Origin of the sequence: Acinetobacter sp. VT 511, from assembly GCF_001077515.1 — a bacterium.
In the GTDB taxonomy this organism is placed as follows: domain Bacteria; phylum Pseudomonadota; class Gammaproteobacteria; order Pseudomonadales; family Moraxellaceae; genus Acinetobacter; species Acinetobacter schindleri.
Window position 1 is genome coordinate 109,766 of the sequence record NZ_LFRE01000047.1, and the last position, 12,885, is coordinate 122,650.

Genomic DNA, 12,885 nt, shown 5'->3' on the forward strand with positions numbered 1-12,885 from the left:
CTTATTTCAGCTGAATGTTTTTCAATTCTGCATCGAAGTTTTGTACCAGATCTTTCACAGCAGGTTCTGCATTTAGCAACTCCTCAGCGCGTTTAAATGCACGCACTTTACGTTCACGCTGCATGGTATAAGGTGTCAGTTCATTGACATCTTCAAACTTCACTTTGAATTGCGTACCTGTCCATTGCTGTTTTAAAGCTTCTTCTAGGGTATGTTTCAACTGACCGAGTAACTGCTGGTAACGCTCTGGAATATGAAAAACTGATTCTCCATCAATTTGCCCGGTCATAATACCGTACTGTGCCAGCTCCTGTACCGCTGGTGAAAGCTGGCTATTGCGGAACCAGAATTCCCATTTTTCTACAGTCCATTCACCCTGCATGTCCTGTACCGGAATTTGCAGGATATCCTGTGGCATCAGATTACGATCTGTTGAAATATCTGTATTTGCTGTCTGGATATGTACAACTTCTGTCGGAGCTATAGGCTCTGCTTGAGAATAAACTTCAATATTTTCAACATTTTTTGTTTCAGGTGTTGCTGCAGACAAACTGAATTCAGGCTCATTCTGTTCTACAGGCGCAGCAGTACGATTTTCAGGAAGATATTCTTCTAACAGGAAATCATCACTACTGGCTTCTGTGCTTGCTGTAGCTGGTTCCGCCGGCACATCATCAAAACCAAACAGTCCATCATCCACACTTGGGTCAAACATAATCTGATCCGTACTTGGTTGCTTAACTGTCGTAGGTTCTGCTGCCTGTGCTGGCGCAGCATGTAAATCTGGTTCATCTTCCACATCGAGAAAATCATCAGAAGATGATTCAGACTGTGCAGTGGCTGGGCTATATTCTGGCTCATCCTCATAACCATCATCTAATGGAAAATCTTCGACCACCGGTGATGCAACTGGAGCACTTTCCTGTTGGGGGACAATACTTGGCTGTGCAGCTACAGGTGCCACTTGTTGTACTGGTACAGTATTGGCTGGAATCTCATTTGGCTGTAATGGACGGAAAGCCAGCAAGCGCAGCACCATCATTTCAAAACCCTGCTCCTGCGTTACTGCCATTTGCAGATCAGCACGACCCTTACAGGCAATTTGATAATACAGCTGCAGATCTTGTGCTGAAATCAGTCCTGAGAGCTGCATGATTTTCTGGTTAATCTCAGCACTATATTTCAGACTTAAATCTGGCAAATATTGTAAAAGTGCCAGTTCATGTAAGGTCGAGATCAGCTGATCTAATACTAGAGATACATCTAGTGCCTGCTGCCGGAACTGAAATAAAAGCTCACTAACTCGTGCTTTCTGGTTCTGGTGAATCGCCAAAATCAGGTCATAGATAATAGTACGGTCAATCAGACCCAGCATCTCTTTCACGTCCTGATGCTGAATCGCACCCTGGCCATAGGCAATGGCCTGATCGGTCAGCGACAGTGCATCACGCAATGAACCTTGTGCAGATTCAGCAATTTGCCAGATTGCATCCTGGTCAGCCTGAATACTTTCTTTTTGTAAAATATGCCCCAGGTGATCAGTAATTTCATCGACTGCTAATGGACGTAAAGTAAACTGTAAACATCGCGAAATAACTGTAATCGGGAGTTTTTGCGGATCTGTGGTTGCAAACAGGAACTTCACATGTTCAGGAGGTTCTTCCAGTGTCTTTAACAAGGCATTGAAAGAATGGGTAGAGAGCATGTGCACTTCATCGATCAGATAGACCTTGAAGCGCCCTTGAGTCGGTGCATAGGGAACGTTATCTAATAGTTCACGTGTATCTTCAACTTTTGTACGGGAAGCTGCATCGATCTCGATCAGGTCAATAAAACGGCCTTCATTCACGGCAGTACAGGTTGGGCAGACCTCACACGGCGTTGAAGTCACCCCTGTTTCACAGTTCAGGCATTTTGCAAGAATACGTGCAATCGTCGTTTTACCCACACCGCGCGTGCCCGTAAACAAATAGGCATGATGCAGACGGCCACGTTCGAGCGCACTGGTTAAGGCACGAGAAACATGGTTTTGACCCACCAATTCATTGAAATTACGAGGACGATATTTTCGTGCAAGTACCTGATACATGTATGCTCCTTTTTACAGGTCTAAGCATACTGTTTTTTTGATAAATAGTGAAATAAATGCAGGAATTGAATAAATAAAAATCCCTTTTCTATTCAGATAAAAAAAGGGATATAAAACAGAAGCTTTTATTAAGATTTGAGGCTTTCAGCTAAAATAAAATCACTTTGCATCTGATAGCGTTTGCCTGTTTGATCTTCACGAATTTCGAGTAAACCCTTTTCCAGATCAACAAACAGTAAATTTCGTTTAGCGACGTTGAGCAATTCAATCTTCTGTCTACTGTCATCCTGAAAACGGATTTTACCGCTCATCGTTTCAATCTCGTTATGACCGCTCAGACTCTCACGTTCCAGCACAAAGGTTTCATCTTCATTCAGTCGAAGTTTTACAGCCATTCCCGGACAATCTTCACAGCTAGACAAACATCCCATACACGGTGTTGTGCCCTGATATTCACCCGCCCAGGCCGTTTGCATCGCCTGAGCTTCAATTGCAGTTTGGGCTTTATCCTGTTTGGTATCCTGACAACCCCATAGTGCCGCCGTTGCCACCAATGGAATCAAAACAACTTTCTTCATGATTCTAGATTCAGCATGTTGATTATGCGGCAACATACCATAGTGAATACCGTGAGGTAAATTGCATTAATTTGTCGGGAATCTTAAAACCAGCCCTTACGTCCGGTCTGGATCTGATCAGCGCAACGTAAGGCTTCCTGAGTTAAGCCCCACAGACGGTAATCTCCAGTAATGGAAGCAGTAGGAAAATTATGGGTATAAGCAAAACTCAGTTTACGTTCCGGATCACACCAGGCTCCAGAACCATTAAAACCGACATGACCAAAACCTTTCGTTGATTTTCCTAAGGTCAGGATGCGGTGATAGCCCAGACGCCAATGCATCGGAAACGGCATAATCCGGTCACGATGAGTATATTGCACCGTACTTAAACGTGTAAAAGTCTGTTGGGAAATAAGGTCTTGTCCCTGCCATTGGCCTTGTTGTGCCAGCATGGCATAGACTTTTGCCAGACTCTGAGCAGTAAATACCCCGGTTGCTGCAGGAATAATGGCTTTAAGTCCTTCATCACTAAAGAAGTTGAGATGCTTCATACCTTTAGGAATCATGGCATCCTGAAAATCCTGCGGATTTTGACCACTCAGCTCTAAGGCGCGTTCCATCAGATTAGGCTTCCTTGGTTGATGAGTTTGATCTGCGCGTGACCGAGTCTGTTCTTTTTTCCGGTGAATCGGACGAGCAACACGTAGCAATTCATGCTCAGGCACACCAAAGTAAGCACCATCTAGCTGTAATGGTTGCACCAGATATTGATCCATCAACTCAGCAAGTGTTTTGCCAGTCGCTTTTTCCAATGCTCCACCGACCTGCCAGCCAAAAGTGAGCGGCTGATAAGCTGCATCCGTTCCTAAAGCAAAACGTGGTCTGGCTGCGGCAACGCGTTGCAGTATATGCGGCCAATCTACCATTTCCCGGGCATCCTCGATGATATTGCGAATATCATACAAACCACTTTGATGACTGAGCATATGTGCCAGCGTGATCTGGTCTTTGTCTTGCTGGGCAAACTCTGGCCAGTATTCTGCTACAGGTGTGTCATAGCTGATCAGTCCATGACTGACCAGGATATGTGCCAAGGTCGCTAAGACACCTTTGCCAGTGGAATAACACACTGACAGCGTATCCGGTTGCCACAGTTCCTGTTCAGATTTTTTGCCGGTATAAATATCCAGGACTTTTTCACCCTGATGATAAACCACCAGTGCAGCACCCCCCTGTTCGGCACGTGCATCCTGAAAACGACTAAACTGCACGGCCAGATCCTGAAAGCGAGGATCAACATAACCTAGATAGTTTTCGGTACTGGCAGATAGATATTGTTTAATCGGTTTCATGCGTCCTTCCTTGATACATGTTTCAAATGAGATCTAATATTTGTACAGGCTGAAATAAAAAAAGCCTAAATCAAGTTTAGGCTTTTTAGATCATTATAAAGCTTTGATGCTACCTGAAACATGCGGTTTCTGGCTTTTCGCATTACGGATCAGGAATTCAGTATCATTGTCTGATTTCGCAGTCGTGAACTGCACTTTAGATGGCAAATACATCGGTAGCTTAAACCACACGTCCGCTTCATAGGCATCTGGCAGGGTCAGGCTGGCTAAAGCTCTCGCCTTACTCCACATGCCATGGGCAATCGCCTGTTTAAAACCGAAAGCTTTAGCTGTTAGTGCATGAATGTGAATCAGGTTAAAGTCACCTGAAGACAGAGCATAGCGACGACCAGTATTTTCAGAAATGTCCCATTCCGCATTCACTTCATAATTCGGTATTTTGCTTTCTGTGGTTTTTGCAGATGCTTTTGCATCAGTTTTTTGACGTGACAAATAAGTGGTTAATGCTTCAACCACAACATCATTACCGACTTTCACTGTAGTAATGAAATCAAACTGTACGCCTTTATCATGTGGCTGCAACTCACCAAACTTGCAAGATAAAGTCAGCTGTTCATTCACACCCACTTTACGGTATTGCTTGACCTGATTGCGGATATGCACCAACCCTAGAATTGGAAATGGGAAAGCTTCCGAGGTCATCATATGCATTTGCAGACTTTGTGAAAGTACTGCCAGATAGATCGCCGGGATATAACCATTGTTCTTAAAACCACAGACGGCGTTGTAAGCTTTTAAATGCTTTTGATCGACCTTGAATGAATCTACCACGTATTCAACTTGCGGCAGGACCTTTTCACCCTTTGGCTTTTTTGAAATGAGGCCCTGAATGATTTTTGGATAAGCAAGATACGGCTTTGGAAGTTGATTAAAATGGCGAGTATGCATACTGAACCTTTGGAATATTTTTATTTCAATTTGGATTGAAAGCCCCTTCTCCCTTTGGGAAAAGGCTGGGATAAGGGTAATATCTCATCCTGCCTTCTATTTAATTTATTTAACTTCTTCCTAACCCTCTCCTACGAGGAGAGGGAATTCTTGATCTACTCTACGGGTTAACGTACAGAGAGAAAAGAACTTTTCAGAAAGAATTAAGCTCCTAAAAGACTCTGACCACAGACACGAACCACGTTGCCATTCAAGCCTGTAGATGCAGTTGAAGCGAACATTGCAATCGTTTCAGCGACATCGACTGGTAAGCCACCTTGACTCATTGAATTCATACGGCGGCCAGCTTCACGAATTGCGAAAGGAATTGCAGCTGTCATTTGAGTTTCAATAAAACCAGGAGCAACGGCGTTAATGGTAATACCATTGCTTAAAGTTGGGGCTGTATATTTCACAATACCGACTACACCCGCTTTAGAAGCTGCATAGTTAGTTTGACCCAGATTACCTGCAATACCAGAGATTGAAGATACACAGATAATACGGCCGTTAGCGTTCAGACCGTGATTATTCAACAGGTAATCATTGACACGTTCAATCGCTGACAGGTTGATGTTAATCACCAGATCCCAAAGCTCAGGCTTCATGTTTGCCAAAGTCTTGTCACGGGTAATACCGGCATTATGCACGATAATATCTAAACCGCCCTGCGCAGCTGCCGCCACTTTGATTTTTTCACCAGCATCAGCTGCAGTAATATCAATTGCCAAGGTAGAACCACCGATCTCACCTGCTACACGGTCAAGATCTGCTTGCTGTTGCGGAACGTCCAGACAGATCACATGTGCACCATCACGTGCCAGTACATGAGCAATCGCTTCACCAATACCACGGCTAGCACCTGTTACTACAGCTGTCTTGCCTGCCAAAGGTTTAGTCCAGTCTACATCTTGAGTCGCTGCTTGAGATACGCGAATCACTTGACCAGACACATAGGCAGAACGTGGAGAAATCGCAAAGCGGAGTGCAGATTCGAGATTTGCTTCAGCCCCATTGTCCACATAGATCAGGTTCGCTGCGATACCTTTTTTGAATTCTTTACCCACTGATTTTACAAAACCTTCAAGCGCACGTTGTGCAATTGCCTGCTTCACTGAAGTTGCTGATTCAGGAGTGGTTCCTACAATCACCACACGACCAGATGCCTGGATTTGACGCGCGATTGGATTAAAGAAATCATATAACGCTTTTAAATCGTCCGAATTCTGAATACCAGACGCATCAAAAATTGCTACTTTGAATTTTGATTCTTTGTCGCCCTGGTTAAATGCACCCAGGTTCAGACCCGCTTGTGCAGCTGCCTGTTGCAGTTCAGCATTATTTCCCGCATAGCTATTGGCATGAATATTTGCCAAAACCTGTGCAATTGAACCAGTCAAAGTACTGCCAGGTGCAGCACCTACTAAAACGGCGCCTTTGACTACAGGAGTTGCAGAGTCATAGCGCTCAAGGAAGGTTGGGGATGGAAGACCTAGGTTTTTAATGACAAATTTACCAATAGGAGATTTTGCGAACGCTTGGTACTGGTCAGTCATGTTTATTATCTCTCATACAAATTAATTTTTGATCGATCTAAAGTTATGCTTTAACTTCAATATGATGTCAGATACTTATAATTCAATAGATCCATCAGATTCCGGTCAATAATACTTGAGATAATAAACAGATGACTTGACCTAAGCGCACGCTGTAATGTCATTCTAGTCAATTCAGCCTATAGCCTTCTATGCTAATGTAGCGACCAAGAAGATGATCAATTTGCCTGGTAAAGCCTTATGAGCAAAACAACTCAAGAAAATCCAGCGGTCGAGAATCCTGTAGCCGAAAGCGTGTCAAAACCATCAACAGCACGCAAGCGCACAAGCAAAACGACGAGCGCAACGTCTGCAGAAAAAAGTCCGACGAAAACCACTCGCCCCCGTGCTGCGTCTAATCGTGCGGAAAATACGACTTCAAGCAATAAAACCTTAACACCAAAAACACAGATTTCTGTTCAACAGGACCAAAACATGAGCCAAAATACAGTTCGCCGCGTTGCTATTATCGGTGGTAACCGCATTCCATTTGCACGTTCTAACGGTGCTTACTTTACGGCATCCAATACTGATATGTTCACCGCAGCCCTGAATGGCCTGATTGAACGTTTTAATTTACAAGGTCAACGCCTGGGTGAAGTCGTAGCTGGTGCAGTATTGAAACACAGCCGTGACTTTAACATGACGCGTGAGTGCGTACTGAACACTGCCCTTGCACCTGAAACTCCGGCTTATGACATTCAGCAGGCATGTGGTACTGGTCTGCAAGCTGCATTCCTGGTTGCCAATAAAATTGCATTAGGTCAAATCGAAGTCGGTGTGGCTGGTGGTGTAGATACTACCTCTGACGCGCCAATCGCATTTGGTGATGGTTTACGTAAAGCTTTACTTGAACTGAACATTGCTAGAACAGCAAAAGATCGTTTGAAAGCTTTAACCAAAATTAATGTGAAAGACCTGATGGATGCACCGAAAAATGGTGAGCCACGTACCGGCCTGTCTATGGGCGACCATCAGGCAATCACAACACTGGAATGGGGCATTTCTCGTGAAGCACAGGATGAACTGGCTGCATCTTCACACCAGAAAATGGCAGCAGCATACGAAGAAGGTTTCTTTGATGACCTGATCACACCATTCCTAGGTCTTGAGCGTGACAATAACCTGCGTCCAGATTCTTCAGTTGAAAAACTGGCAAAATTGAAACCTGCTTTCGGTAAGGGCGATGCACGTACCATGACTGCGGGTAACTCTACTCCGCTGACGGATGGCGCATCTTGTGTACTGCTAGCGTCTGAAGAATGGGCGAAAGCCAATGGTCATGAAGTACTGGCTTACTTAACTTTCCAGGAAACTGCGGCAGTTGATTTTGTAGAGAAGAAAGAAGGCCTGTTGATGGCACCTGCTTATGCCGTTCCACGTATGCTGGAGCGTGCTGGTCTGAAACTTCAAGACTTCGACTACTATGAAATCCACGAAGCATTTGCATCGCAAGTACTTTCAACCTTAAAAGCGTGGGAAGATCCGAAATTCTGTAAAGAGCGTTTAGGTCTAGATGCACCATTGGGCTCAATCGACCGTGCCAAACTGAATGTAAAAGGCTCTTCACTGGCAGCGGGTCACCCATTTGCTGCGACAGGTGGCCGTATCATCGCGACTGCTGCGAAACTATTAAACCAGAAAGGTTCAGGTCGTGTACTGGTGTCAATCTGTGCGGCTGGTGGTCAAGGTGTGACTGCGATTATTGAAAAATAATCTTTACATCTGATTAAAAAAGCACCTCATATGAGGTGCTTTTTTATTGGTCACGCTATGCTTTAACAAACATCAACTTTTAGCATATTCAGTGCGAATTCCCATTTTTATTTCGATCTGGTCATAGCACCACTGGAAAATAAAGGTATAGACCAGAATACATAGCGTTAAACTCAAATCTGTCAAAATTGCCTGCCATAGGCTCATCTCTAAGGCATATGCTACCATCGGAATGGTCGCCAGCATCAAGCCACCTTCAAACCCGATGGCATGCGCAATACGCACCTTAATGGTTCTTTTCAGCTGATGTTTTGCCTCAATTTTTTCAAAATAATGGTTAAACAGCATATTCCAGACTACGGAAGTGACTGCCATGGCAACACCTAAAGTTCCGGTAACTTCCATTGGCAACTGAAAGATATAACTCAGGGCAATGGCAATAATGATTAACAGAATGACCTCATAGCTCAATGCATGCACAATCCTTCTGCTTGAAATTAACATTTCTGCTTACTCAAATAGATTAATAATAGTGCCTAGTTTATTTCCTATTATTTGATTATTCGAGTTAGAATCTTTCAAAAATATTGACAGATTAAAATATGAATATTAATCAGGAACAATTACTGCTGTTTAAAGCAGTGATAGAGACTGGCTCCTTCTCGGCAGCCGCACGCAAGCTTGGCAAAGTGCCCTCTGCTGTAAGTATGGCCATTGCCAACATGGAAATTGATCTGGATTTACAGCTTTTTAAACGGATTGGCCGTGAGCCACAGCCTACAACAGCAGCTCAAGTGCTGTATAAAAAGACTGAACAACTATTGGTAGAAATGAATCAGTGGAAGCAACATGCTCAAGCATTAAGCTCAGGGCTAGAATCTGAACTGAATATTGTCATCGTATCTGAGCTCCTACACACGCGCTGGACTGATTATGTAGTCTTACTAGAACAGCAGTTTCCGGATTTACAAATCAATGTATTTTCTGCCCCGCAAGAAGATGCTCACCGACTGCTATTTGAAGGTGCTGCCCAACTTGCATTGATGTTTGAACGAGAGCAACTGGAGACCCGGGAGCAGTTTGTCGAGCTGAAAAAAGAAACACTGGTTGCCGTTACCGCGAAATCCCATGCTTTAAGTCAGCTTGATCAGGTTAGCTATGAGCAGATTCTGAATAGTCGCCAGATTGTAGTTGCCAGCCGTGATCATCAGATCAAGCCAGAACTGTTATTTTCCAGAAACTATTGGCGTACCGACAACCATCACTCCGCCTATCGATTAATTAAACAGGGTTTGGGCTGGGGAATTTTACCGATGGAAATGCTGCATGAACATCCACATATTCAGGAACAACTGCATATTCTGGATCTGTATGATTTCACCCCAAAGTTTGATTATTTTGTCGATCTGGTCTGGAGTCGTGAAACAAAACTCGGTCAGGCTGCACATTTTTTGATTAATCACATCAGAAATCAACGCAAAAACACAGATTAGTTACTGAAAATAGTCGGTGAACACTTGGGAAATAAGCACTTTGTGATATAACAGAATGCATAAGCAATAACCTAAGAACTAGATCCAAATGACACAAAGTGCGTTAAACCAACTAAAACAATTCACCACCATTGTTGCGGACAGCAGCGATTTAGCTGCGATTGAAAAATTCCGTCCACTCGATGCAACCACCAATCCTTCACTGATTACTGCTGCAGCCAATCAATCTGAAAACAAAGCTCTGATTGCAGACGCCTATGCGCAGGCTAAAACCGAAGGTTCTGTGGGTAATGAGCTGATTGAACGTACTATTGACATTCTTACGGTTAAATTTGGTGTGGAAATTCTTAAACTGATTGAAGGCCGTGTTTCCACTGAAGTAGACGCCTCCCTATCTTATGATACTGAAGCGACGATTGCCAAAGCCAAAGAATTACTGGCACTGTACGCACAGTACGGCGTTGCTTCAGATCGTATCCTGATCAAAATCGCATCGACCTGGGAAGGTATTCAGGCCGCACGTGCGCTGGAAGCCGAAGGCATTCATACCAACCTGACCCTGCTCTTTGGTCAGCATCAGGCACATGCCTGTGCAGATGCTAAAGTTACCCTGATTTCGCCATTCGTTGGCCGTATTCTGGACTGGTACAAAAAGGCTGAAGGTGTAGATCAGTATCCAATTGAAAAAGATCCAGGTGTGTTATCGGTAAAAAGTATTTATAACTTCTACAAATCACACGCTATACAGACTGAAGTGATGGGTGCCAGCTTCCGTAGTATTGATCAGGTACTGGGACTGACTGGATGCGACCTGTTAACTGTTGCACCCAACCTGCTCGATCAGCTTGAACAGGATAACCGTGTTGTTGAGCCGCAGTTGTCTTCGGACCATGTGCCAAAGCAAGGGACTTTAACTCCAATTAGCCAGGAAGACTTTAAACAGCAACTAGAACAAGATCCAATGGCATCCCAGTTACTGGAAGCGGGTATTCAGGGCTTTATTAAAGCACGTGAACAGCTATCTACCCTGTTAAGCCAAAGTTTTACAACAGATTCAGAAATTAAGGCTTAAATCTTAATTCAGCTCTAAGCCGATGCAGGTATAATGCCGCATCGGCTTTTTTGTATGTGGATTTTGCGTGTTTGGTATCACTGATTTAACGACCTTTATCATTGGAACAGCGTTAATTGTGATGTTACCCGGACCGAATTCCCTCTACGTCATGTCGGTAGCTTCTCGCTACGGGATTAAAACTGGATATCGGGCGGCATTCGGTGTCTATGCCGGAGATATGGTTCTAATTTTCCTGACCGCACTCGGTGCAGCATCTTTACTGCATGCTTTTCCGGTCCTGTTTACTATTCTGAAAATTATTGGTGCGGTGTATCTGAGCTATCTGGGTATTAAATTGTTGATTGCGGCTTACCACACCTGGAATACCGTACATAGCAATGCACAGATCCAGCAAGCCGAGCAGAATCTGGAGCAATTACATCCCTTCCGTACGGCGATGACCATCAGCATTTTGAATCCCAAAGCGATTCTGTTTTATCTTTCTTTTTTTGTGCAGTTTGTTGATCCATCCTATCCATACCCTGCACTGACTTTTACGATTCTGGCAATTATTTTGCAGATCATCAGCATGTCTTATCTCAGTATTCTGATTTTTTCAGGTGCTACGCTGGCTCAATTCTTTGGGCATCATTACCGTCTGACTTCACTTTGTGTAGCCAGTGTGGCAATCCTGTTTTGTGGCTTTGGGCTAAAACTGGCGACTTCAACTTTATGAAATGCATGACGTCCCAACAACTTATAACCCTACGTGATTTAGGTTGTTTTTACCTTTAACAGCATTACTGAAGCGCGTATGATAAGTGCACTTTTCACTCATACTGATTATCTCTGCAACGGATATGCAAAAACTCCTTCAAGACTTCTCCCTACCCGCAGCATTTGCCGGTTTTATTACTTTTTTAGTTGGGATCAGTGTTTCCTCTGTGCTGGTAATTCAGGCTGCACAGCTCTTAGGCGCGAACACAGCTGAAATTACTTCCTGGTTCTGGGCCCTAGGGATCGGGATTGGTCTTTGTGGGCTTATTCTTTCCTGGAAGTTTAAATATCCAGTAGCAACTTCCTGGTCAACCGCAGGTCTGGCCTTAATCCTGGCAACCGGCACAGGCTATAGCCTGCCTGAAGCTTTGGGCGCTTTTCTGGTGTGCGGCCTTGTCACTGCCGTATTGGGGTTTTTAGGTATTTTTGAGAAAGTTCTGCATGCGATTCCGCAAAGTCTAACCAGCGCAATGCTGGCAGGAGTCTTACTTAAATTCGGGATTGGTCTGTTTGCCAGCTTGCAACATGAGTTGGGCTTTATCCTGTGTCTACTCGCTGCCTATATCATTGCCAAGCGGCTATCGCCCCGTTATAGCATTGTGGTTACCGTGATTGCTGGTGTCGCCCTATGTCCCATATTTCTGGACTTTAATCCACCGAGGCTGCATTGGTCACTGGCTCATCCAGTCTGGGTGAGCCCTGAATTTTCCTGGACTGCGATTCTTGGTCTGGCCTTGCCACTCTTTGTTATTAATATGGCATCGCAATATTTACCAGGCTTGGCAATGATTAAAAGTTATGGTTATACGCCACATGTTAATCAGCTGATTGGCTGGACCGGCACTGCTCAGACCTTACTGGCTCCTTTTGGCTGTTTTGCCGTCAATATTGCGGCGATTAGCGCCGCGATCAGCCTGGATGATCAGGCCCACCCGGATAGCAAGAAACGTTATATCGCTGGTATGAGCTGTGGTTTCTTCTATATCCTCATGGGCTTATTTGCAGCCACACTGACCAGTATTCTTTTAGCCTTCCCTGCCGTTTTTATTACTGCACTGGCAGGGATTGCTCTGTTTGGCACCATTGGACATAACATTACACTTGCTTTCAGCCACATGGATGAACGCGAGGCGGCATTATTAACTTTCCTGTTTAGTGCTTCAGGAGTGCAATTCCTAGGCATCGGTTCAGCATTCTGGGGACTGTTGTTTGGCCTGGTGGTACATCTGTTCTTTAAATGGCGTAAAACTTATTAAGAGTCT

General features: G+C 44.3%; 11 protein-coding genes. 5 read left to right on the forward strand and 6 right to left on the reverse strand.

Features of this window, described 5'->3' with window-relative positions; genetic code table 11:
- Position 1: 1 nt before the first annotated feature.
- The 5 genes from dnaX to ACS72_RS03910 form a co-directional block, all read right to left on the reverse strand.
- Positions 2-2,089 (reverse strand): DNA polymerase III subunit gamma/tau, encoded by a 2,088-nt coding sequence (dnaX, locus tag ACS72_RS03890; protein WP_048881280.1) that lies wholly within the window; start codon positions 2,087-2,089, stop codon positions 2-4.
- A 128-nt stretch (positions 2,090-2,217) separates the two neighbouring features.
- The gene (locus tag ACS72_RS03895) at positions 2,218-2,667 is read right to left on the reverse strand and encodes a copper resistance protein NlpE N-terminal domain-containing protein (RefSeq protein ID WP_048881332.1); all 450 of its coding nucleotides are present in this window, start codon (positions 2,665-2,667) and stop codon (positions 2,218-2,220) included.
- An 83-nt stretch (positions 2,668-2,750) separates the two neighbouring features.
- Positions 2,751-4,001, reverse strand: coding sequence for a serine hydrolase (locus ACS72_RS03900; protein ID WP_048881281.1), 1,251 nt, complete (start codon positions 3,999-4,001; stop codon positions 2,751-2,753).
- A 93-nt stretch (positions 4,002-4,094) separates the two neighbouring features.
- Positions 4,095-4,949: a MaoC/PaaZ C-terminal domain-containing protein gene (locus tag ACS72_RS03905; protein WP_048881282.1), complete on the reverse strand. Its 855-nt coding sequence runs from the start codon at positions 4,947-4,949 to the stop codon at positions 4,095-4,097.
- A gap of 203 nt (positions 4,950-5,152) precedes the next feature.
- Positions 5,153-6,544: a 3-oxoacyl-ACP reductase gene (locus tag ACS72_RS03910; protein WP_048881283.1), complete on the reverse strand. Its 1,392-nt coding sequence runs from the start codon at positions 6,542-6,544 to the stop codon at positions 5,153-5,155.
- Positions 6,545-6,784: 240 nt separating this feature from the next.
- Between ACS72_RS03910 and ACS72_RS03915 the strand changes: the two genes are divergently transcribed.
- Positions 6,785-8,299 (forward strand): acetyl-CoA C-acetyltransferase, encoded by a 1,515-nt coding sequence (locus ACS72_RS03915; protein WP_004815659.1) that lies wholly within the window; start codon positions 6,785-6,787, stop codon positions 8,297-8,299.
- A 72-nt stretch (positions 8,300-8,371) separates the two neighbouring features.
- Here ACS72_RS03915 and aceI read toward each other — a convergent pair whose 3' ends face one another.
- Positions 8,372-8,803 carry a chlorhexidine efflux PACE transporter AceI gene (gene aceI / locus ACS72_RS03920; protein ID WP_048881284.1) on the reverse strand — a complete coding sequence of 144 codons (432 nt, stop codon included), beginning with the start codon at positions 8,801-8,803 and terminating at the stop codon, positions 8,372-8,374.
- A 98-nt stretch (positions 8,804-8,901) separates the two neighbouring features.
- Between aceI and ACS72_RS03925 the strand changes: the two genes are divergently transcribed.
- The 4 genes from ACS72_RS03925 to ACS72_RS03940 all read left to right on the forward strand — a co-directional run bounded on the left by ACS72_RS03925 (position 8,902) and on the right by ACS72_RS03940 (position 12,879).
- Positions 8,902-9,792 (forward strand): LysR family transcriptional regulator, encoded by an 891-nt coding sequence (locus tag ACS72_RS03925; protein WP_048881285.1) that lies wholly within the window; start codon positions 8,902-8,904, stop codon positions 9,790-9,792.
- A gap of 88 nt (positions 9,793-9,880) precedes the next feature.
- The gene (gene tal, locus ACS72_RS03930; RefSeq protein WP_048881286.1) at positions 9,881-10,864 is read left to right on the forward strand and encodes a transaldolase; all 984 of its coding nucleotides are present in this window, start codon (positions 9,881-9,883) and stop codon (positions 10,862-10,864) included.
- Between the two features lie 67 nt (positions 10,865-10,931).
- Positions 10,932-11,582, forward strand: coding sequence for a leucine efflux protein LeuE (gene leuE / locus ACS72_RS03935; protein WP_048881287.1), 651 nt, complete (start codon positions 10,932-10,934; stop codon positions 11,580-11,582).
- Positions 11,583-11,706: 124 nt separating this feature from the next.
- Entirely contained in the window at positions 11,707-12,879 is a 1,173-nt protein-coding gene (locus ACS72_RS03940) for a benzoate/H(+) symporter BenE family transporter (RefSeq protein ID WP_048881288.1), read from the forward strand.
- The last annotated feature ends 6 nt before the right edge of the window (positions 12,880-12,885 follow it).

Excerpts from the sequence above, each read along its gene's own strand:
- dnaX (WP_048881280.1), bottom strand. The coding sequence starts at position 2,089 with ATGTATCAGGTACTTGCACGAAAATATCGTCCTCGTAATTTCAATGAA.
- ACS72_RS03895 (WP_048881332.1), bottom strand. The coding sequence starts at position 2,667 with ATGAAGAAAGTTGTTTTGATTCCATTGGTGGCAACGGCGGCACTATGG.
- ACS72_RS03900 (WP_048881281.1), bottom strand. The coding sequence starts at position 4,001 with ATGAAACCGATTAAACAATATCTATCTGCCAGTACCGAAAACTATCTA.
- ACS72_RS03905 (WP_048881282.1), bottom strand. The coding sequence starts at position 4,949 with ATGCATACTCGCCATTTTAATCAACTTCCAAAGCCGTATCTTGCTTAT.
- ACS72_RS03910 (WP_048881283.1), bottom strand. The coding sequence starts at position 6,544 with ATGACTGACCAGTACCAAGCGTTCGCAAAATCTCCTATTGGTAAATTT.
- ACS72_RS03915 (WP_004815659.1), top strand. The coding sequence starts at position 6,785 with ATGAGCAAAACAACTCAAGAAAATCCAGCGGTCGAGAATCCTGTAGCC.
- aceI (WP_048881284.1), bottom strand. The coding sequence starts at position 8,803 with ATGTTAATTTCAAGCAGAAGGATTGTGCATGCATTGAGCTATGAGGTC.
- ACS72_RS03925 (WP_048881285.1), top strand. The coding sequence starts at position 8,902 with ATGAATATTAATCAGGAACAATTACTGCTGTTTAAAGCAGTGATAGAG.
- tal (WP_048881286.1), top strand. The coding sequence starts at position 9,881 with ATGACACAAAGTGCGTTAAACCAACTAAAACAATTCACCACCATTGTT.
- ACS72_RS03940 (WP_048881288.1), top strand. The coding sequence starts at position 11,707 with ATGCAAAAACTCCTTCAAGACTTCTCCCTACCCGCAGCATTTGCCGGT.